At 69.1% G+C, this 20,207-nt stretch carries 18 protein-coding genes; 15 read left to right on the forward strand and 3 right to left on the reverse strand.

The features are described from left to right. Positions 1-34: 34 nt before the first annotated feature. The 4 genes from G6N30_RS09165 to G6N30_RS09180 all read left to right on the forward strand — a co-directional run bounded on the left by G6N30_RS09165 (position 35) and on the right by G6N30_RS09180 (position 4,363). Positions 35-604, forward strand: coding sequence for a TetR/AcrR family transcriptional regulator (locus G6N30_RS09165; protein ID WP_134052059.1), 570 nt, complete (start codon positions 35-37; stop codon positions 602-604). 46 nt (positions 605-650) lie between these two features. After that, positions 651-1,679, forward strand: coding sequence for a COX15/CtaA family protein (locus tag G6N30_RS09170; RefSeq protein ID WP_134052061.1), 1,029 nt, complete (start codon positions 651-653; stop codon positions 1,677-1,679). An 845-nt stretch (positions 1,680-2,524) separates the two neighbouring features. After that, positions 2,525-3,499 carry a quinone oxidoreductase family protein gene (locus G6N30_RS09175; protein ID WP_179965571.1) on the forward strand — a complete coding sequence of 325 codons (975 nt, stop codon included), beginning with the start codon at positions 2,525-2,527 and terminating at the stop codon, positions 3,497-3,499. Positions 3,500-3,550: 51 nt separating this feature from the next. Further along, a complete protein-coding gene (locus tag G6N30_RS09180) occupies positions 3,551-4,363 on the forward strand; it encodes a DeoR/GlpR family DNA-binding transcription regulator (protein WP_134052063.1) in 813 nt (270 codons plus the stop codon). On the opposite strand, the gene G6N30_RS09185 is transcribed toward G6N30_RS09180, so the two are convergent. Further along, positions 4,364-5,125 carry an inositol monophosphatase family protein gene (locus G6N30_RS09185; RefSeq protein ID WP_234880083.1) on the reverse strand — a complete coding sequence of 254 codons (762 nt, stop codon included), beginning with the start codon at positions 5,123-5,125 and terminating at the stop codon, positions 4,364-4,366. Between the two features lie 10 nt (positions 5,126-5,135). After that, complete coding sequence (locus G6N30_RS09190; protein ID WP_134052065.1) at positions 5,136-5,951, reverse strand: BtpA/SgcQ family protein; 816 nt, start codon at positions 5,949-5,951, stop codon at positions 5,136-5,138. Positions 5,952-6,105: 154 nt separating this feature from the next. On the opposite strand from G6N30_RS09190, the gene G6N30_RS09195 reads away from it, so the two are divergent. The 6 genes from G6N30_RS09195 to G6N30_RS09220 are packed head-to-tail and all read left to right on the forward strand — an operon-like array spanning position 6,106 to position 12,569. Continuing rightward, positions 6,106-7,590, forward strand: a complete 1,485-nt coding sequence (locus tag G6N30_RS09195; RefSeq protein ID WP_134052067.1) for an FGGY-family carbohydrate kinase — start codon at positions 6,106-6,108, stop codon at positions 7,588-7,590. Further along, complete coding sequence (locus G6N30_RS09200; RefSeq protein WP_134052069.1) at positions 7,590-8,381, forward strand: SDR family NAD(P)-dependent oxidoreductase; 792 nt, start codon at positions 7,590-7,592, stop codon at positions 8,379-8,381. Before G6N30_RS09195 ends, G6N30_RS09200 begins: the two co-directional genes overlap by 1 nt. Positions 8,382-8,440: 59 nt before the next feature. Continuing rightward, positions 8,441-9,772 (forward strand): ABC transporter substrate-binding protein, encoded by a 1,332-nt coding sequence (locus G6N30_RS09205; RefSeq protein ID WP_134052071.1) that lies wholly within the window; start codon positions 8,441-8,443, stop codon positions 9,770-9,772. Between the two features lie 34 nt (positions 9,773-9,806). After that, positions 9,807-10,670: a carbohydrate ABC transporter permease gene (locus tag G6N30_RS09210; protein ID WP_134052073.1), complete on the forward strand. Its 864-nt coding sequence runs from the start codon at positions 9,807-9,809 to the stop codon at positions 10,668-10,670. Further along, on the forward strand, positions 10,667-11,500 hold the full coding sequence (locus G6N30_RS09215) for a carbohydrate ABC transporter permease (protein ID WP_134052075.1): 834 nt from the start codon (positions 10,667-10,669) through the stop codon (positions 11,498-11,500). The genes G6N30_RS09210 and G6N30_RS09215 overlap by 4 nt, the downstream gene beginning before the upstream one ends. Positions 11,501-11,519: 19 nt before the next feature. Continuing rightward, positions 11,520-12,569 (forward strand): ABC transporter ATP-binding protein, encoded by a 1,050-nt coding sequence (locus G6N30_RS09220; RefSeq protein ID WP_134052077.1) that lies wholly within the window; start codon positions 11,520-11,522, stop codon positions 12,567-12,569. Positions 12,570-12,577: 8 nt separating this feature from the next. Here G6N30_RS09220 and G6N30_RS09225 read toward each other — a convergent pair whose 3' ends face one another. Beyond that, complete coding sequence (locus G6N30_RS09225) at positions 12,578-13,507, reverse strand: heme o synthase (protein WP_134052079.1); 930 nt, start codon at positions 13,505-13,507, stop codon at positions 12,578-12,580. Between the two features lie 274 nt (positions 13,508-13,781). Between G6N30_RS09225 and tkt the strand changes: the two genes are divergently transcribed. The 5 genes from tkt to pgl are packed head-to-tail and all read left to right on the forward strand — an operon-like array spanning position 13,782 to position 20,205. Then, positions 13,782-15,872 (forward strand): transketolase, encoded by a 2,091-nt coding sequence (gene tkt / locus G6N30_RS09230; protein ID WP_134052081.1) that lies wholly within the window; start codon positions 13,782-13,784, stop codon positions 15,870-15,872. Between the two features lie 15 nt (positions 15,873-15,887). After that, positions 15,888-17,006, forward strand: a complete 1,119-nt coding sequence (tal, locus tag G6N30_RS09235; RefSeq protein ID WP_134052083.1) for a transaldolase — start codon at positions 15,888-15,890, stop codon at positions 17,004-17,006. 6 nt (positions 17,007-17,012) lie between these two features. Continuing rightward, positions 17,013-18,560, forward strand: coding sequence for a glucose-6-phosphate dehydrogenase (gene zwf / locus G6N30_RS09240; RefSeq protein ID WP_134052085.1), 1,548 nt, complete (start codon positions 17,013-17,015; stop codon positions 18,558-18,560). Beyond that, positions 18,560-19,471 carry a glucose-6-phosphate dehydrogenase assembly protein OpcA gene (gene opcA, locus G6N30_RS09245; protein WP_134055102.1) on the forward strand — a complete coding sequence of 304 codons (912 nt, stop codon included), beginning with the start codon at positions 18,560-18,562 and terminating at the stop codon, positions 19,469-19,471. Before zwf ends, opcA begins: the two co-directional genes overlap by 1 nt. After that, entirely contained in the window at positions 19,468-20,205 is a 738-nt protein-coding gene (gene pgl, locus G6N30_RS09250; RefSeq protein WP_134052087.1) for a 6-phosphogluconolactonase, read from the forward strand. The genes opcA and pgl overlap by 4 nt, the downstream gene beginning before the upstream one ends. Positions 20,206-20,207: the final 2 nt, after the last annotated feature.

Here is a 20,207-nt window from a genome sequence, read left to right on the forward strand (position 1 = left end):
TTAAGATACGCAAGCGTTTCTCGGAGGGGATCTCATGGCCAGACGACACGGGGCGGAACTCGACACCGCCATCCGCACCGCTGTGCTGACGCTGCTGGCCGAACACGGGCCCGGCGGGGTGACGATGGAGGCGGTCGCCGCCGCCGCGCGCACCAGCAAGCCGGTGCTCTACCGGCGGTGGCCCGACCGGGCCAGCCTGCTGCGCGACACGCTGATGCGCATCGCGACGACCGCCATCCCGCACGCCGACACCGGCAGCTTCCGCGGCGACACGCTCGCGGTTCTGCGCGGGTGGGCCGCCCTGTTCACCGGTCCGGACGCCGCCGTGCTCAAGGCCGCCGTCGCGGCCGCCGCCCACGATCCGGAACTCACCGCCGCTTTCCGCGACGACGTCATCGGCTGGCGCAAACGCGAGATGGCCGCGCTGCTGCAGCGGGGTATCGACCGCGGCGAGGTGCGGCGCGACGTGCCGGTGGAGATCGCCCGCGAACTCGGCCAGAGCGTGCTGTGGCACCGACTTCTGATCACCGGCGACCCGATCACCGAGGACCTGCTGGTCGCACTGGTCGACGACGTGCTCGTCCCGTTCGTCGCACCCCGGTGACCAGGCCTACTACGGATCGTAGTTACCGCTGCTCTACCATCGATTCGTGCCCGTCAGACGACTCTTCCTGCGGCTGGTCGACCTGCTGCCGCTGCCCAGTCTGCGGGTCCAGCGCGCGATCGCGATCGCGGTCATCCTCACCCAGGGCGGTATCTCGGTCACCGGCGCGATCGTCCGCGTCACCGCGTCGGGCCTCGGCTGCCCCACCTGGCCGCAGTGCTTCCCGGGCAGCTTCACCCCCGTGCCGCACGCCGAGGTGCCCGGCATCCACCAGGCCGTCGAATTCGGCAACCGGCTGATCACCTTCCTCGTGGTGCTGACCGCCGCCGCGGCGGTGCTGGCCGTCACGCGCGCGCGGCGGCGCCGCGAGGTCCTCGTGTACGCGTGGCTGATGCCCGCCTCGACAGTGGCGCAGGCGGTGATCGGCGGCATCACGGTGCTCACCGGACTGCTGTGGTGGACCGTCGCGATCCACCTTCTGGTGTCCATGGCGATGGTGTGGCTGTCGGTGCTGCTCTACGTCAAGATCGGCGAACCCGACGGGGGCACTCCGGTTCGGACGGTCCCGAAACCGTTGCGGCAGTTGACCTTGCTGAGCGCCACGGCACTGGCCGCCACGCTGGTGACCGGCACCCTGGTGACCGGGGCCGGTCCGCACGCGGGCGACAAGAGCATCGAGGAACCGGTGCCGCGGCTGCTGGTGGAGATCACCACGCTCGTGCACCTGCATTCGTCGCTGCTCGTGGCGTATCTGTCGCTCGTGATCGCCCTCGGCTTCGGGCTCCTCGCGGTGCGCGCACCGCGACCGGTGCTGGTCCGGCTGGGGGTGCTGGCCGCGATCGTCGTCGCCCAGGGCACAGTCGGCGCCGTGCAGTTCCTCACCGGTGTGCCTGCGGTCCTGGTCGCGGTGCACGTGGCCGGTGCGGCCGCCTGCACGGCGGCCACCGCGGCGCTATGGGCGTCGATGCGACAGCGGACCCAGCCCGAGGCGCTCGAGCGCGAACTCCACGGCGAGGGCGAAGTGGCGCTGGCGGTCCGCGCGCGCGGCGGGGTCGAGTTGCCGCCAACCCAGTGACGGTTCGACGAGTTCCACCTCGAGCACCTGCGCGTCGCCGCGCGAGCCGATGAGATCCACCCGCGCGTAGAGGAACTCGCCGACGTCGACGCCGAGGATCGCCGCGGCCGCTCGTAGGGTGGCGTAGCCGATGTCCCAGAGCTCGAAATCCGGTTCGGCGGGTGCCAGGTGCTCGACCGCGTATGTACCGGACTCGTCGAACACCGGCGGGCCGTCCGGCGGCAGGATCGCCCCCTTGGTGAACGCGTGTGACTGCTCACCGCCGATGAACACCAGCGCCGTCTCCCCGGACTCGACCCTCGGGTCGTAGGGCTGCACGAGCACCGCGCTCCCCTGCGCCTGCAGCGCCGCCGCGTGGGCGGCGGCCGCATCGGCGTCGGTGAACCGCCGCGCTCCTACCGACCCGCCGCCGACGGCGGGTTTGACGACGACCTCACCGGCAGGCACCGCGACCGGGTCGCCGGTGCCGAAGTACTGCGTCGGCATCGTCGGCACCCCGTGGCGCGCGAGATCCACCAGATACCGCTTGTCGGTGTTCCACGCCACCACTTCGGGGCCGTTGAGGAGATGGCGGACCCGGCGCGTCCACGCCAGGAACTCGTCGAGGCGCTCGATGTAGTCCCACGTCGCCCGCAGGATCACCAGGTCGGCGTCCAGCGTCGCCGGATCGTCCCACGACAGCCAGCGGGCGTGCAGACCCCTGGTGCGCAGCGCGTCGACCAGGCCGTCGTCGTCGCCGTCGGACTCCGGCAGCGCCGGGCACGCGGCCAGCACGATGCGCGGGTGGAACACGTCGGGACGGGCGAGCCTCACCGGGTCATGCTATGCGGTGGATGATGGTTCGCATGTACGCGATCGAAGTCACCGAAACCGGCGGTCCCGAGGTCCTCACCCACGTCGAAAAGCCGCAACCCACGCCGGGTCCCGGCCAGGTCCTGATCAAGGCCGAGGCCATGGGCGTCAACTTCATCGACACCTATTTCCGGTCGGGCCTCTATCCGCGGGAGGTGCCCTTCATCGTGGGCAGCGAGGTCTGCGGCATCATCGAGGCCGTCGGCGACGACGTCGCGGCGCTGCGGGTCGGCGACCGAGTGGTGACCGACAAGGCGCTCGGCGCCTACGCCGAATACGCCCTGGCGCCGGCAGATTTCGTGGCGTACGTGCCCGACGGCGTCGCGCCCGCGGTCGCCGCCTCGTCGCTGCTGAAGGGGATGACGGCCCATTACCTGATCAAGTCCACCTACCCGGTCGCCCAGGGCGACACCGTGCTGGTGCACGCGGGCGCCGGCGGCGTGGGGCTGATCCTCACCCAGTGGGTGACCAGCCTGGCCGCCAAGGTCATCACCACCGTGTCCACTCCGCGGAAGGCCGAGCTGTCCCGGCAGGCCGGCGCCATCGAGGTGCTCGACTACCCGGACGATCCACAGGAGTTCGGCGCCAGGATCCGGGAACTGACCGGCGGGAACGGGGTGGCCGCGGTCTACGACGGCGTGGGCGCGGCGACTTTCGACGCCAGCCTGGCCAGCCTCGCCGTCCGCGGGACGCTGGCCCTGTTCGGCGCCGCGAGCGGACCCGTCCCCCCGGTGGACCCGCAGCGGCTCAACACCGCCGGTTCGGTGTTCCTCACCCGGCCGAACCTCGCGCACCACACCCGCACGCCCGACGAGTTCGCCTGGCGCGCGGGCGAGGTACTCGATGCGATCGCGAAGGGTGCGATCACGGTGACGGTCAGCGAGCACTATCCGCTGCGGGAGGCGGAGCGGGCGCACCGCGATCTGCAGGGGCGCAAGACCGTGGGATCGGTGGTTCTGGTCCCGTAACGATCTGTGATCGGTGTGAACTTTTCACACTTTGTGCCCTACGCTTGAGGGGTGCCCTCCCTGAACGCGCATGCGCGGCGCGCGGCGATCGCCGCCCGGATCGACACCGACCGGGAAGTCGACTTCGCCTCGCTCGCCGAGGAATTCGGCGTTTCGGAGATGACGATCCGGCGCGACATCGAGCGGCTGGAGGATCAGGGCATCGCCCGCCGCGTGCTCGGCGGGGCGATCGCGTTCGGCGGTAAGTCCACCGAGCCGTCGTTCGCCGCGCGCGCGGCCGAAGCGGCCGACGAGAAGATCCACATCGCCAGTGCGGTGGCCGATCTGCTGCACCCGCAGGAGACGGTGATCCTCGACAGCGGGAGCACCGTGCTCGCGGTCGCGCGCGCCCTGCGGGGTCGCGGGCTGGGGCTGACCGTGATCACCCCGAGCGTGCTGGTCGCCGTGGAACTCGCCGACGAACCCGACACCACGATCCTGCTGACCGGGGGCAAGGTGCGCCCCGGCGAGTTGAGCCTCATCGGCGCCGAGGCCGAGGACTTCTATCTGCGCTACAACTGCGACACCTACGTCATGGGTATCGCCGGCGTCGACGGCAAACGCGGCGCATCGGAGTACCACCGCGAAGAAGGCAACGTCAAACAGGCCGCGATGCGGTCGGCCGACCGGGTCATCGTGGCCGCCGATGCGACCAAACTCGGCCGCGTCCAGCTCATCAACGTCGCGCCGCCGTCGGAGATCTCGGTGCTGGTGACCGACGGCCCACCCGACCATCCGACGCTGGAGACGTTGCGCGACAGGGGTGTGCAGGTCGTGTGCGTGGACGCCGCCCGGCCGGGCACCCGCCCCACAGCGGCGGGCTGATCAGACCCAGGTGGCCGAGACGGTCTCGTCGCCGTCGGTCGGCCGGTACACCGTCGCGCCCGCTTCCTCGGCGATCAGCGCACCCGCCGCCCAGTCGTGCACGGCGAGGTCGTCCTCGACGAACGCGTGCAGGCTGCCCTGGGCGACCAGGCACAGATCGACGGCCGCCGCGCCGAACCGACGCATGTCGGTGTAATCGGCGAGCAGGGCTCCGAGTTCCCGGACCTGCCTGCGGCGCCGACCCGGGTCGTAGGAAAGACCCGTGCCGATCAGCCGTGCCGTGGTCGCGGGCAGCTGCAACGGCAGCACCGCCCGCTGCGCGGGCGACCTCAGCTGGGCGCCGCCGCCCCTGGCGGCGCTCCATGTCGCGCCCAGGGCCGGTGCGCTCACCGCACCGGCCAGCCAGGCGCCGTCGGAGGTCCGGCGGACCGCCACCGACGTCGCGAAGTACGGGATCAGCCGGGTGTAGTTGGTCGTGCCGTCGAGCGGGTCGATGACCCACTCGAGCCCGCTGGTACCGCAGTGCGCGGGCAGCTCCTCCCCCAGCAGGGAGTCGGCCGGACGTTCGTCGAGCAGCACCGCACGCACCGCCTCCTCCGCAGCCCGGTCGACCGGGGTGACGACGTCCCCGGCGGCGCTCTTGGTGCTCACCGTGATCGGCTCACCCATGCGCATCAGGCACAGCTGCGCACCCGTCTGGGCCGCGGCCGTGGCGAGGTCCTCCAGTTCACCCACCGACGGCGGCATCTCCCGCACGCTCACAGTGCCGCCCTCACAGCGTGGCGCGGAAGTCCCGCACGACGGTCATCAGCTCGGTCACCCGGGATTGGACAGCGCGGTTCTCGAACACACCGTCCTCCTTGAAGTAGGTCCCGACGATGGCTCCGTCGGCGATGGACAGCTGCTCGGCCGCGTTGTGCGCGCGCACGCCGGTGTTGACGAAAACCGGCACGTCGCCGGCCTCGTCCTTGACCACCTGCAGCGCCTGGGAGTCGGTGGAGGCGCCTGCGGTCAGCCCGGAGACGCAGATACCGTCGGGACGGGTGGCGAACACCGTCGTCTTGGTGATCGACGCGAGGTCGCGGTCGGACAGGTAGGCCGCCGACTCCGGCACGATGTTGAACAGCAGCTTCACCCCGGCCCCGCCGATGCGGTGGCGGTGGCGGGCGACGGCGCCGACGTTGGTGTCCCACAGGCCGAAGTCGCTGGCGTAGACGCCGGTGAAGATCTCCCGCACCCACTGTGCGCCGGTGGCCACGGCGAGGTCGATCGACGCCCGGCCGTCCCACAGCACGTTGACGCCGTAGGGCAGCGTCAGGTCGGGAAGCAGTTCGCCGATGATCCGTGCCATCGTGATGGCGGTGATGGGTTCGGTCTTGGTGAGGTACGGCAAGCTGAACTCGTTGGAGATCATCACGCCGTCGACGCCGCCCTCACGCAGTGCGGCGAGTTCGCCCTTGGCGCGGTCCACCACGGCGCGCAGACCGGCCGCGGAGTCATATCCGGGATCGCCGGGCAGCGCAGCCAGGTGCAGCATCGCGATCACCGGCTTCTGGACCGCGAACACCTCATCGAGCCAATTGGTCATGGAACGCCTCTCACGGTTGTCGTCGACATACTGTTGTTATTAGATAACAGTCAACGTGGAGCAGCACAGCGATTTACGTGACGGTTACACACAACATGTGAGAATCTAACAGACAACCGGTACGGTCAGTACCCGAGCGAGACGAGAGGACGGCATGTCGCAGTTCACGATCGGTGTCGACATCGGCACCACGGGAACCAAGACGGTGCTCATCGACGTCGTCACGGCGCGCATCGTGGCCCAGGCCTCCCGGGAGAGTCGGCTGTTCGCCGATGCGCCGGGACACGCCGAGGCCGATCCGTCACAGTGGATCGGCAACGCGCACAGCACCATTCGCTCCGTCCTCGACGAATCCGGCGTCGCCCCAGAGCAGGTCGGCGCGCTGTCCACCACCGGCATGGTGCCCGCGGTGGTGCCCGTGGCCGCCGACAGCGCCCCTGTGCGCCGGGCCCTGCTGCAGAACGACGCCCGCGCCACCGCCCAGATCGAGCGCCTGCGCGGCGCGCTCGACTCCGACGACGTCCTGGCGGCCACCGGATCGGCGATCACCCAGCAGTCCGTGGCGCCGACGGCGATGTGGTTGCGGGAGAACGAACCCGAGACGTGGGCGCGCACCGCACGCCTCGTCGGGTCCTACGACTGGGTGCTGATGGCCCTCGGCGCCGCACCCCACGTCGAACTCAACTGGGCGATCGAGTCGGGCCTCGGCACCACCGACGGACAACGCTACGCACCGATGTACGACGCCGCCGGCCTGGCCCACGACATCGTCCCCGACGTGCTGACGCCCGGCGCGCAGGCCGGAACGCTGAGTGCCGCAGCGGCGGCCGCCACCGGACTGCCACAGGGGCTCCCGCTGATCGTGGGCGGGGCCGATCACGTCCTGTCGGCGTACGCGGCGGGTGTCAACGCCGCCGGCGACTGGCTGGTGAAGCTGGGCGGCGCGGGCGACGTGCTGGCCGCCAGCGACACCCCGGTCATCGACGGCCGCCTGTACCTCGACGCGCATCCGGTGCCGGGCCGCTGGCTGCCCAACGGGTGCATGGCCACCAGCGGCAGCCTGATCCGGTGGTTCCAGACGCTTGCCGGCGGTGTCGACCTCCTGCAGCTCGACGACGAGGCCGCCGAACGGGGTGCCGCTGAAATCCTCTGTCTACCCTACTTTCTCGGCGAGAAGAGCCCACTGCACGATCCGGATCTGCGTGGCGCGTTCGTCGGCCTCGACCTCGCTCACACCCGGGCCGACATGTATCGCGCCGTCCTGGAGGCGATCGCCTTCGGGTTCAAGCACCACACCGACGTGTTCGCCTCGATCGGCGTACCGCTGCAGCGGGCGATGGTCACCAACGGCGGCAGCAGATCGGTGCTGTGGAAGCAGATCCTCGCCGACGTCCTCGACACTCCCCTGCATCCGGTGATCGGCCATCCGGGCGCGTCGCTGGGGGCGGCGGTGATCGCGGCCATCGGCGTCGGCGCACTCGACGACTGGGACGGCGCCGAGCGTTTCCTCACCCTCGGCGACGCCGTCGAACCCGACCGCCGCCACGTCGAGCGCTACGCCGACGCCTACGCCCAGTGGCGCGCCCTCGGCGACGTGCTCACCCCCGTCTCCCACCAACTCGCCCGAAAGGCCCAGTGATGACTGCCGTTTCACCCTCGCTCCACACCGCCGTGGTCACCGGCGCCGGATCCGGGATCGGCCGCGCGATCGCGACGACGCTGGCCGGCCGTGGCTGGCGGGTGATCGTCACCGACGTCAACCTGGCCGGCGCCGAAGAAACCGTCGCGGGACTCGAGGGCACCGCCGACCCGGGCCACGAGGCGCTGCAACTCGACGTCACCGACGCCGCGGCCGCGGGCCGGCTGGCCGACGACGTGGCCGACCGGCTCGGGCTCGACGCCTGGATCAACAATGCGGGAGTGTCGGCGATGGAGCGCTTCGTCGACGTCACGCCCGCGCAGTACGACCGCTCGCTCGACATCAACACCAAGGCGGTGTTCTTTTGCGGACAGGCCGCCGCGCGGGCGATGATCCGCACCGGCCGGGCCGGCACCATCGTCAACACCGCGTCGATGGCCGCCAAACAGGGCCGGGTGCCGTTCCTCTCCGACTACGTGGCCTCGAAATTCGCCGTCCTGGGCCTGACGCAGGCCATGGCCTTCGAACTGGCGGCCCACCAGATCACCGTCAACTGCGTGTGCCCGGGCTTCGTCGCGACCCCGATGCAGTCGCGGGAACTGGAATGGGAAGCGCAGCTCACCGGCTCCACCCCCGATGCGGTACGCCAAAGCTGGGTCGACGCAACACCTCTGGCCCGGCTGCAGACACCGGACGACGTCGCCCGTGCGGTGGCGTTCCTGGTCTCCGAGGACGCCCGGTTCATCACCGGGGAAGCGCTCTCCGTCAACGGCGGTGCGTACATGGATTGAGCCGGGCCCCGCCGACCCGGTGCACTCGATCCAGTCCAACCAGTAGGAAGTGAGTACCCATGAAGATCCCGATGCTCGGCCGGCGCCCAGCGCGGCGGAATGCCACGCGATGGTTGCCGGCTTTGGCCGTGACCACCGGACTGGTCCTGAGCGGCTGCGCCGGATCAGGGGGTTCCGGCGACGAGCAGAGTTCGTCGGGACTGGGTGACATCCCCACCGACACCAACGCCACCGTGCGGGTGCTGATGGAAAACGTGCCGGACACCGAGATCGTGCAGGGCATGGTCGGGCAGTTCAACGAGAAGTACCCCGACATCAAGGTCCAGATCGAGACCATGACGTTCGACCAGATGCGCGACCGCCTGGTGTCGTCGTTCCAGGCCGCCGAACCGGCCTACGACCTGATCGTCGTCGACAACCCGTGGATGGACGACTTCGCCGCCGCCGGCTTCCTCGAGCCGCTGAACGACCGGATCTCCGCCACCAGCGACTACCAGCCCGACGACTTCTTCCCGTCGCTGACCGACATCACCGACGTCGACGGCACGACCTACGGGGTGCCGTTCTACAACTACGCGCTGGGCTACATCTACAACACCCGCGACCTGGAGGCCGCGAAGCTGGAGGTGCCCGCCGATCTGGACGCGCTGGTCACCACGTCGCAGCGGCTCAAGGCCGGCGACCGCGCGGGCATCGCGATGCAGCCGCAGCGCGGCTACAAGATCTTCGAGGAGTGGGCCAACTGGCTGTTCGCCGCCGGCGGGTCGATCTACGACGAGGACGGCAAGCCGACGCTGAACACCGAGCAAGCCGCCCGCGCCCTGAACGCCTACATCGAGACCTACCGCACCGCGGCCCCGGCGAACAGCCTGGCCTGGGGCTTCGACGAGGCGTTCCGCTCGGTCTCCGGAGGCAACGCCGCCTCGATGATCGGATACAACTGGAACCTGCCCGCCCTCAACGATCCGGCCGGTGCGTCGGGCGAACGCGCCGGACAGTTCTCGCTCGCGCCGATCCCCGGCGGCAAGTCCGCACTCGGCCTGTGGAGTTGGGCGATTCCGGCGAATTCGGCGGCTCCCGACGCCGCGTGGGCGTTCACGTCCTGGATCACCTCACCCGCCGTCGACGCCCAGCGTGTCGCCGCGGGTGGAGCGGTGACCCGCAAGGGTTCGCTGACCGATCCGAAGGTGCTGGCCGACGGGTACGGCGAGGAGTACTACCGCGTCGTCGGTGAGATCCTGGCCGACGCCGCCCCGCTTTCGCAGGGCCGCGGCGGTGAGGAGATGATCCAAGCCGTGGGAACCGAGCTCAACGACGCCGCAGCCGGCAACAAGAGCGTCGCCGACGCACTGCGCGACGCACAGGCGGCCGCAGAGCGAATCCAGCAGTGACACAAGGGAATCCGACGGCCGCGGGAACGAGAACATGAGATTCAAGTACGGCATGCTGATGCCGCTGCTCGCGTTGTTCGGCGTGGCCGTCGGATTCCCGCTCTGCTATGCGGCTTACCTGTCGGTCACCGACTACCGGCTGACCGACCGGCGGGCGCCGGATTTCGTCGGCATCGCGAACTTCGGCTCGGCGCTGTCGAACCCCGCGTTCTGGGAGGCGTTCGCGACCACCGCGATCTATGTCGTGGTGGCGGTGTCCCTGGAACTGGTCCTCGGATTCGCGCTCGCGCTGGCCCTGCACCAGCAGAAGTGGGCCAAGGACCTGTCCAGGGCGATCGTGCTGGCGCCGATGTTCATCACCCCGATCGCGGTGGGCCTGATCTTCCGGTTCCTGCTCAACGACCAGATCGGCGCCATCCCCGCGCTGCTGCACGCGGTGGGCGCCGACTACGACTTCTTCGGCGCCGGCAAGGCGCTGCTGACGCTGGCGTTCATCGACGTGTGGCAGTGGACCCCGTTCATGGTGCTGCTCATCCTGGCGGGGCTGGAGTCGATGCCCAAGCAGCCGATGGAGGCCGCCCGCGTGGACGGCGCAGGCCCCGTCTATCGCCTGCGTCGGGTGCTGATCCCGATGCTGGCGCCGGTGCTGACCGTCGCGGTGCTGCTGCGCGCCCTCGACGCACTGCGCGTCTTCGAGTACGTCTACGCCACCACCCGCGGCGGGCCGGGCACCGAAACCCAGACCCTGCAGTACTTCATGTATCTCGAGGGCATCCAGTTCTTCCGGCTCGCCCAGGCCAGCGCCATGGCGTTCATCGTGCTGGTGCTGGTGCTGGCGGTGATCGTGATCGCCTTCCGAGCGATGGAGCGCAGCCGCGAAAGGACCACCGTCCGGTGAAACCCTCCCGTCCCGCGGCCCGGCCGCGGCCCCTCGAAGTGCTGCGCATCGCCGTGCTGACCGCGGCCCTGGTGTTCGTGCTGTTCCCCATCGCGTGGGTGGCGCTGGCCAGCTTCAAGACGCCGGCACAGATGTCGGAGCCGTTCCTCATCGCCTTCGGCCCCACCCTGGACAACTGGCGATCGGTGTTCGAGTCGGGCATCTTCGCCGCAGCCGGCCGCAGCGTGCTGGTCGGTGTGGTCACCGTGGCGGTGAGCCTGGTGGTCGGCAGCATGGGCGCCTATGTGATCGCCAAGTACCGCGCCGGTGGGTCGCTGACCCGCTTCGGCATGCTGGCCGCCCAGGTCGTCCCGCCCGCGGTCATGGTGTTCCCGTTCCTGACCATGGCCCAGGCGCTGAGGATGACCGACACGCTGGTGCCGGTCATCTTCGCGCACCTGTCGTTCGTGCTGCCGCTGGTCACGTGGTTCCTGATCGGGTTCTTCGAAGCCGTCCCGGCCTCGCTGGAGGAGCAGGCCCGCGTCGACGGGTTCACCCGCTGGCAGGCCTTCCGGCTGGTGGTGCTGCCGCAGGTGCTGCCCGGTATCGGCGCCGCGGGGATCTTCGGGTTCACCTTGTCGTGGAACGACATGTTCTACGGGCTGATCCTGGCGCCCGGCAACGCCGCGATCCTGCCGGTGGCGATCTCGAACTTCAACACCTTCCGCGGCGTCCAGATCGGAACGATGAGCGCCGCGATCATGATCGCCATCGTGCCGGTGGTGGTCGCCAGCTTCTTCATCCAGCGACGCCTGGTCCAGGGGATCAGCGGCGGCGCGGTCAAGTACTAGTAGCGAGGAACTCACACACATGGCATCGGTCACCTTCTCCGCGGTCACCAAGGCGTACGGCGACGCCACCGTGGTCTCGGGTCTGGACCTCGAACTCACCGACGGCAGCATGACCGTGCTGGTCGGCCCGTCGGGTTGCGGTAAGACCACGTCGCTGCGCATGCTCGCCGGGCTGGAGAAGGTCAGCTCCGGGTCGATCCGCATCGGCGATCGCGACGTGACCGCGCTGGAACCCAAGGAACGCGACATCGCGATGGTGTTCCAGAACTACGCGCTCTACCCCCACCTGTCGGTGCGGGAGAACATCGCGTTCCCGCTGCGCGCCAAGCGCATCCCGCGCGCCGAGGCGTTGCGCCGGGCCGACGACATCGCCGAATCGCTCGGGCTGGGCAAGCTGGTCGCGCGCAAGCCCAAGGATCTTTCGGGCGGCCAGCAGCAGCGCGTGGCGATCGGCCGCGCCATCATCCGGGAACCCTCGGTGTTCCTGTTCGACGAGCCGCTGAGCAACCTCGACGCCAAGCTGCGGGTGGAGACCCGCACCGAGTTGCTGCGCCTGCAGCGCCGGCTCGGGATCACCTCGCTCTACGTCACGCACGACCAGGAAGAGGCGATGACGCTGTCGGACCGCATCGTGGTGATGCGCGACGGGCAGATCGCCCAGGCCGCTCCCCCGGCCGAGGTCTACCAGCGCCCGGCCGACACGTTCGTCGCCACGTTCGTCGGCAGTCCGAAGATGAACCTGATCACCGGCGCGGTCGCGGCCGGTGAACTGCGGTGCGAATCCGGGCTGCGCATCGCCGTCGGCGGCCCCGACTCCGCCGCGGTGACGATCGGTGTCCGGCCCGACGACCTGACGCTGTCCGCGCGCGCCGACGGTGCCGCCACGGTCGAACTGGTGGAGTTGCTGGGTCCCCGCGCGATCGTCACGGTGCGGGCCGGTGGTGAGCAGCTGACCAGTGTGGTGACCGCGGCCGAACTCGCCGACATCGCCCCGGGCGCCTCGGTGGACCTGTCCGCGCGCCCGGCCGACGTGCACCGCTTCGACCCGCAGACGGGTGTGCGGCTCTAGAGCGGTGGTCAGCCGAACAGCGTCGGCAGCGCCAGCACCGAATCGACGGCCAGCGCGCAGAACACCACGGCCAGGTAGTTGTTCGACTGCAGGAACAGCCGCAGCGGCTTGACCGGCTCCCCGCGCTTGACGCCGTTGTAGAGCTGGTGAGCCATGACCAGGAACCAGGCGCCGGCGAGCGCGGCGACCGAGGCGTACAGCCAACCGGTGGCCAGGGCCAGCGCCAGCGTGGTGAGCACGGTCAGCCAGGTGTAGATCAGGATCTGGCGGGTGACCTGACGCTCGGTGGCCACCGCGGGCAGCATCGGCACCCCGGCCGCCTTGTAGTCGTCCTTGTACCGCATCGCCAGCGCCCAGGTGTGCGGCGGCGTCCAGAAGAAGATGATCGCGAACATCACCAGGGCCGGCCATTGAATGGTGCCGGTGACGGCCGACCAGCCGATCATCACCGGCATGCAGCCGGCGGCCCCGCCCCACACCACGTTCTGAGAGGTGCGGCGTTTGAGCAGCAGGGTGTAGACGAAGACGTAGAACGCGATGGTCGCCAGAGCCAGCAGGCCGGACAGCAGGTTGCTGCTGATCCACAGCCAGGCGAACGAGGCAGCCGACAGCACCAGCCCGAAGATCAGGGCGTTGCGGGTGGGGACGGTCGCGCGCGCCAGCGGACGGCGTGCGGTCCGCTTCATCATCTTGTCGATGTCGGCGTCGGCGACGCAGTTGAGCGTGTTCGCGCCCGCCGCGGCCAGCATCCCACCGATCAGCGTGTTGAGGATCAGCAGCGGGTCCACCGTGCCGCGATCGGCCAGCAGCATCGCCGGAATGGCGGTGACCAGCAGCAACTCGATCACGCGGGGTTTCGTCAGCGCCAGATATGCCAACACCGTGGTGCGGATGCGAGACGGCGCCCCATGGCTGAGGTGGCGCTCGCGAATGCTCACGCAGTCAACTCCTCATCGTTGGCGGTGGTCCGATGTTGATGGTCTTCCGCTTGGTGATGGTCACAGCCGCCGCGCAACATCTACTACAGACGATGGTAGACCGCCGGACACCATGCGGACGACCGCAGGGTCGGTTCCGCGGTACTACCGTAACGGGAGGACGGATTCCGCCCGCATGCAGCATGCGGCGGCCCGTCCGCGAGCACTAGGGTTGAGGCTGCGGTCCGATGGTTGTGTGCGGCCGCTGACCGAACATCACCAAGGAGCGAGCCAAGTGACCACCGTCGACGAGATCGCGACGCTGACCGAACCCCACCACCCCGACGACTGGACCGACCTGGACTCGACCGCGGTCGACACCGTCCGGGTGCTGGCGGCGGATGCGGTGCAGAAGGTCGGCAACGGCCACCCCGGCACGGCGATGAGCCTGGCGCCGCTGGCCTACACGCTGTTCCAGCGGCAGATGCGCCACGACCCGAGCGACGTGCACTGGCTGGGCCGGGACCGCTTCATCCTGTCCTGCGGCCATTCCAGCCTGACGCTGTACATCCAGCTGTACCTGGGCGGCTTCGGGCTCGAGCTCGAGGACATCGAGTCGCTGCGGACCTGGAAGTCCAAGACCCCCGGGCATCCGGAGTTCCGCCACACCAAGGGCGTGGAGATCACCACCGGCCCGCTCGGCCAGGGTCTCGCCTCCGCGGTCGGCATGGCGATGGCGGCCCGCTACGAGCGCGGCCTGTTCGATCCCGACGCCGCCCCCGGCACCAGCCCGTTCGACCACTACATCTACGTGATCGCCTCCGACGGTGACATCGAGGAGGGCGTCACCAGCGAGGCGAGCTCACTGGCCGGCACCCAGCAGCTGGGCAACCTCATCGTGTTCTACGACCAGAACCAGATCTCCATCGAGCACGACACCAACATCGCGCTGTCCGAGGACGTCGCGGCCCGCTACCGCGCCTACGGCTGGCACGTGCAGGAGGTCGAGGGCGGAGAGAACGTCATTGGAATAGAACAAGCCATCGAGTCCGCCAAAGCAGTGACGGACCGCCCGTCGTTCATCGCGCTGCGCACGATCATCGGGTATCCGGCGCCGAACAAGATGAACACCGGTGGGGTGCACGGTTCGGCACTCGGCGACGACGAGGTCGCCGCGGTGAAGGAGGTGCTGGGCTTCGACCCGAACAAGACGTTCGAGGTGCGGCCCGAGGTCATCGAGCACACCCGCAAGCTCGTCGACCGCGGCCGGGAGGCCCACGAGAAGTGGCAGACCGACTTCGACGCCTGGGCTGAGCGCGAGCCCGAGCGCAAGAAGCTGCTCGACCGGCTCACCGCCGAGGAACTGCCCGACGGTTGGGACGCCGACCTCACCCACTGGGAGCCAGGCTCGAAGGCGGTCGCCACGCGTGCCGCATTCGGTCAGGTGCTCAACGACGTCGCGCCGAAGCTGCCCGAGCTGTGGGGCGGATCCGCCGACCTGGCGGGCAGCAACAACACCACGATCAAGGGTGTGAAGTCGTTCGGGCCGCCGTCGATCTCGACCGACGACTTCACCGCCGACTGGTACGGCCGGGTGCTGCACTTCGGTGTCCGCGAGCACGCGATGGGGTCGATCCTGTCGGGCATCGTGCTGCACGGCCCGACCCGCGCCTTCGGCGGCACGTTCCTGCAGTTCTCGGACTACATGCGCCCCGCGGTGCGGCTGGCGTCGCTGATGGACATCGACACCATCTACATCTGGACCCACGATTCGATCGGCCTCGGGGAGGACGGCCCCACCCATCAGCCGATCGAGCACCTCGCGGCGCTGCGGGCGATCCCGAACCTGTCGGTGGTCCGGCCGGGTGACCCGAACGAGACGGCCTACGCGTGGCGCAGCATCATCGCGCGCGGCAACGGCAGCGGTCCGGTCGGCTTCATCCTGACCCGCCAGGGCGTCCCGGTGCTCGAGGGCACCGACTCCGACGGTGTGGCCCGCGGCGGCTACGTGCTGGGCGGAGGGGACGCCACCGGGGCCGACGTCATCCTGATCGGCACCGGCTCCGAGTTGCAGCTGGCCGTCGAGGCCAAGAAGCTGTTGGCGGACAAGGACATCAACGCCGCCGTGGTGTCGATGCCGTGTGTGGAGTGGTTCGAATCGCAGCCGAAGGAATACCGCGACAGCGTGCTGCCGCCCAACGTCTCCGCGCGGGTCGCCGTGGAGGCCGCGGTGGCCCAGAGCTGGTACAAGCTCGTCGGCGACACCGGCGAGATCATCTCCATCGAGCACTACGGGGAGTCCGCCGACGACAAGACGTTGTTCCGCGAGTTCGGCTTCACCGCCGAGGCCGTGGCCGCCGCAGCGGAACGCACCATCAACAACTAGCCAGGAAGCAAGACCATGACCCAGAATTCGAATCTCGAAGCGCTCAGCGCCGCGGGTGTGTCCGTATGGCTCGACGATCTGTCCCGTGAGCGCCTGCAGACCGGCAATCTGCAACAACTCATCGACACCCGCAGCGTCGTGGGGGTCACCACCAACCCGTCGATCTTCCAGGCCGCGCTTTCGAAGGGCGACGCGTACGACGCCCAGGTCAAGGAACTCGCCGAACGCGGTGCCGACGTCGACGCGACCATCCGCACCGTCACCACCGACGACGTCCGCAACGCCTGCGACGTGCTGGCCAAGCAGTACGAACTGTCCGGCGGCGTCGACGGCCGGGTGTCGATCGAAGTCGACCCGCGGCTCGCCCGCGATGCGGACAAAACGATCCTGCAGGCGATCGAGCTGTGGAAGATCGTCGACCGGCCCAACCTGCTGATCAAGATTCCGGCGATGAAGGAGGGCCTGCCGGCGATCACCGCCGTGCTGGCCGAAGGGATCTCGGTCAACGTGACGTTGATCTTCTCCGTCGAGCGCCACCGCGCGGTGATGGACGCCTACCTCGCCGGTCTGGAGAAGGCCAAGGAGGCCGGCCACGACCTGTCGACGATCCACTCGGTTGCCTCGTTCTTCGTCTCCCGCGTCGACACCGAGATCGACAAGCGGCTCGAGAAGATCGGTTCCGAGGAGGCGCTGGCGCTGCGGGGTCAGGCCGGCGTGGCCAACGCCCGGTTGGCCTACGCCGCCTACGAGGAGGTCTTCGTCGGCGGGGAGCGCTTCGAGAAGCTCAAGGCCGAGGGCGCCCGCGTGCAGCGGCCGCTGTGGGCGTCGACCGGCGTCAAGAACCCCGACTACTCCGACACCCTCTACGTCACCGAACTGGTCGCGCCGAACACGGTGAACACCATGCCGGAGAAGACGCTCGAGGCGGTCGCCGACCACGGGGTGATCACCGGCGACACGGTCACCGGCAAGGCCGCCGAATCGCAGGCGGTGTTCGACAAGCTCGAGGCGGTGGGAATCGACCTCACCGACGTGTTCCTGGCCCTCGAGAACGAAGGCGTGGAGAAGTTCGAGAAATCGTGGCAGGAGTTGCTCGAGGCCACCCAGGGCCAGCTCGACGAGAAGAAGTCCTAGGCCGGCATGAGCGCAGTCGACGCTGCCGCCCCCGAGTGGCGTAATCCGCTGCGGGACAAGCGCGACAAGCGGATGCCGCGGATCGCCGGTCCGTGCAGTGTGGTGATCTTCGGCGTGACCGGCGATCTCGCCCGCAAGAAGCTGATGCCCGCCATCTACGACCTCGCCAACCGGGGCCTGCTGCCGCCGACGTTCTCGCTCGTCGGATTCGCCCGGCGGGACTGGGCCGACGAGGACTTCAGCGAGGTCGTGTACGACGCGGTCAAACAGCACGCCCGCACGCCCTTTCGTCAGGAGGTGTGGGACCGGCTCTCGGAGGGGATCCGGTTCGTCCAGGGCACCTTCGACGACGAGAAGGCCTTCGAGCAGCTCGCGGAGACGCTGAACAAGCTCGACGCCGAACGCGGGACGGGCGGCAATCACGCCTTCTACCTGTCGATTCCGCCGAAGGCCTTCCCCCAGGTGCTCGAGCAGCTGTCGAGCACGGGCCTGGCCAAGAAGACCGACGGCCACTGGAGCAGGGTCGTCATCGAGAAGCCGTTCGGCCACGACCTGCGCAGCGCTGAAGACCTCAACGCCATCGTCAACAACGTCTTCCCCGAGTCGTCGGTCTTCCGGATCGACCACTACCTGGGCAAGGAGACCGTCCAGAACATCCTCGCGCTGCGCTTCGCCAACGAGCTGTTCGAGCCGGTGTGGAATTCGCACTACGTGGACAGCGTGCAGATCACGATGGCCGAGGACATCGGCTTGGGCGGGCGCGGCGGCTATTACGACGGCGTCGGCGCAGCGCGTGACGTCATCCAGAACCATCTGCTGCAGCTGCTGGCGCTCACCGCGATGGAGGAGCCGGTCAGCTTCTCCCCCGACGAGCTGCAGGCCGAGAAGATCAAGGTGCTCTCGGCGAGCAGGCTCGCCGAGCCGCTCGACGAGACCACCTCGCGCGGTCAGTACACGGCCGGCTGGCAGGGCGGCGAGCGAGTGGTCGGGCTCCTGGAGGAGGAGGGCTTCTCGAAGACCTCCACCACCGAGACCTTTGCGGCGATCACCGTGGACGTCGACACCCGCCGCTGGGCCGGTGTTCCGTTCTACCTGCGTACCGGAAAACGCTTGGGCCGCAGGGTCACTGAGATCGCGCTGATCTTCAAACGGGCGCCGCACCTTCCGTTCGACGCCACCATGACCGAGGAGCTCGGGCAGAACGCGCTGGTGATCCGGGTGCAGCCCGACGAGGGCATCACGCTGCGGTTCGGCTCCAAAGTGCCGGGCAACCAGATGGAGGTCCGCGACGTCAGCATGGACTTCTCCTACGGTTCGGCGTTCGCCGAGGAGTCGCCGGAGGCGTACGAGCGGCTGATCCTCGACGTGCTGCTCGGTGAGCCGTCGCTGTTCCCGGTGAACGAAGAGGTCGAGCTGGCCTGGAAGATCCTCGATCCCGCGCTGGACTACTGGGCATCCCACGGGAAACCCGATCCCTATGAATCCGGCGGCTGGGGCCCGGATTCGGCCTTCGAGATGCTGCGCCGGACCGGACGCGAATGGAGGCGTCCCTAGTGATCCTCGACCTGCCCGACACCGACACCGGTGCCATCAACAAGAAGATCGTCGCGCTCCGCGAGGAGGGCGGCGCCATCACCCTGGGCCGGGTGCTGACGCTGGTCATCGCCCCGGACACCGAGGCCGTCCTCGAGGAGTCCATCGACGCGGCCAACGCGGCGAGCCGTGAACACCCGTGTCGCGTCATCGTGGTCGCCCCCGGGGACCGGCGTGCGGAGAAGGCGCGGCTGGACGCCCAACTGCGCGTCGGCAGCGATGCCGGCGCCAACGAGGTCGTGGTGCTTCGCCTCTCGGGGCCGCTGGCCAACCACGCGAGCAGCGTGGTGACGCCGTTCCTGCTGCCCGACACCCCCGTCGTGACCTGGTGGCCGGACGTCGCACCCGATGTCCCGGCACAGGATCCGCTGGGCAGGCTGGCGATTCGCAGGATCACCGACGCCACCAACGGAGAGAATCCGCTGGCATCCATCAAGGGCCGGCTGCGGGGGTACACCCCTGGGGACACTGACCTGGCGTGGAGCCGGATCACCTACTGGCGGGCGCTGCTCACCGCGGCGGTCGATCAGCCGCCCCACGAGAAGATCAACTCGGCGCTGGTGTCGGGCCTCGAGACCGAGCCCGCCCTGGACGTCCTGGCAGGCTGGCTGGCCAGCCGCATCGACGGCCCCGTACAGCGCGCCGTCGGCGAGCTCAAGGTCGAACTGGTGCGGGACAGCGAGACGATCACGCTGAGTCGCCCGCAGGAGGGCATCACCGCGAAGATCACCCGCACCGCGAAGCCGGAGGCCCTGGTTCCGTTGGCGCGCAGGGAGACTCGCGAGTGCCTGGCGGAGGACATGCGCCGCCTCGATGCTGACGAGATCTACTTCGAGGCGCTGCAGGGAATCGAGAAGGTGCAATACGTATGACCGCCACCGTACGGAAGTATCCCGACAGCGATGCGCTGGTCGCGGCTGTCGGGGATCGACTCGCCGACGAGATCGTCTCGGCCGTCGACTTCCGCGGGCGGGCGAACATCGTGCTGACCGGCGGCGGCACCGGCATCAAGCTGCTGGCACGCCTGGGCACCCACGACGATCGCATCGACTGGTCCAAGGTGCACCTGTTCTTCGGCGACGAGCGGTACGTGCCGGAGGACGACGACGAGCGCAACGACAAGCAGGCCCGCGAAGCGCTGCTGTCCCGCATCGACATCCCGAGCGCGAACGTGCACGCGATGCCCGCTGCCGACGGCGAGTTCGGTGACGACCTCGACGCGGCCGCGCTGGCCTACGAGCAGGTGCTCGCGGCGCAGTCGGAATCCGGTGAACCCACTCCGGCGTTCGACGTCCACCTGCTCGGTATGGGTCCCGAGGGGCACGTCAACTCGCTGTTCCCGCACACCATCGCGGTGCGTGAGACCCACCGCATGGTGGTCGGTGTGCCGGACTCCCCCAAGCCGCCGCCGCAGCGGATCACGTTGACTCTGCCCGCGATTCAGCGGTCTCGTGAGGTGTGGCTGGTGGTGTCGGGTGAGGGCAAGGCCGAGGCGGTCGCCGCCGCGGTCGGCGGCGCGGATCCCGACGACTGGCCCGCCGCGGGTGCGGTCGGCACCGAGTCGACGGTGTGGTTCCTCGACGAGGATGCGGCTTCTAAGCTCTGATC

The sequence above is a fragment of the Mycolicibacterium litorale genome, from assembly GCF_010731695.1.
In the GTDB taxonomy this organism is placed as follows: domain Bacteria; phylum Actinomycetota; class Actinomycetes; order Mycobacteriales; family Mycobacteriaceae; genus Mycobacterium; species Mycobacterium litorale.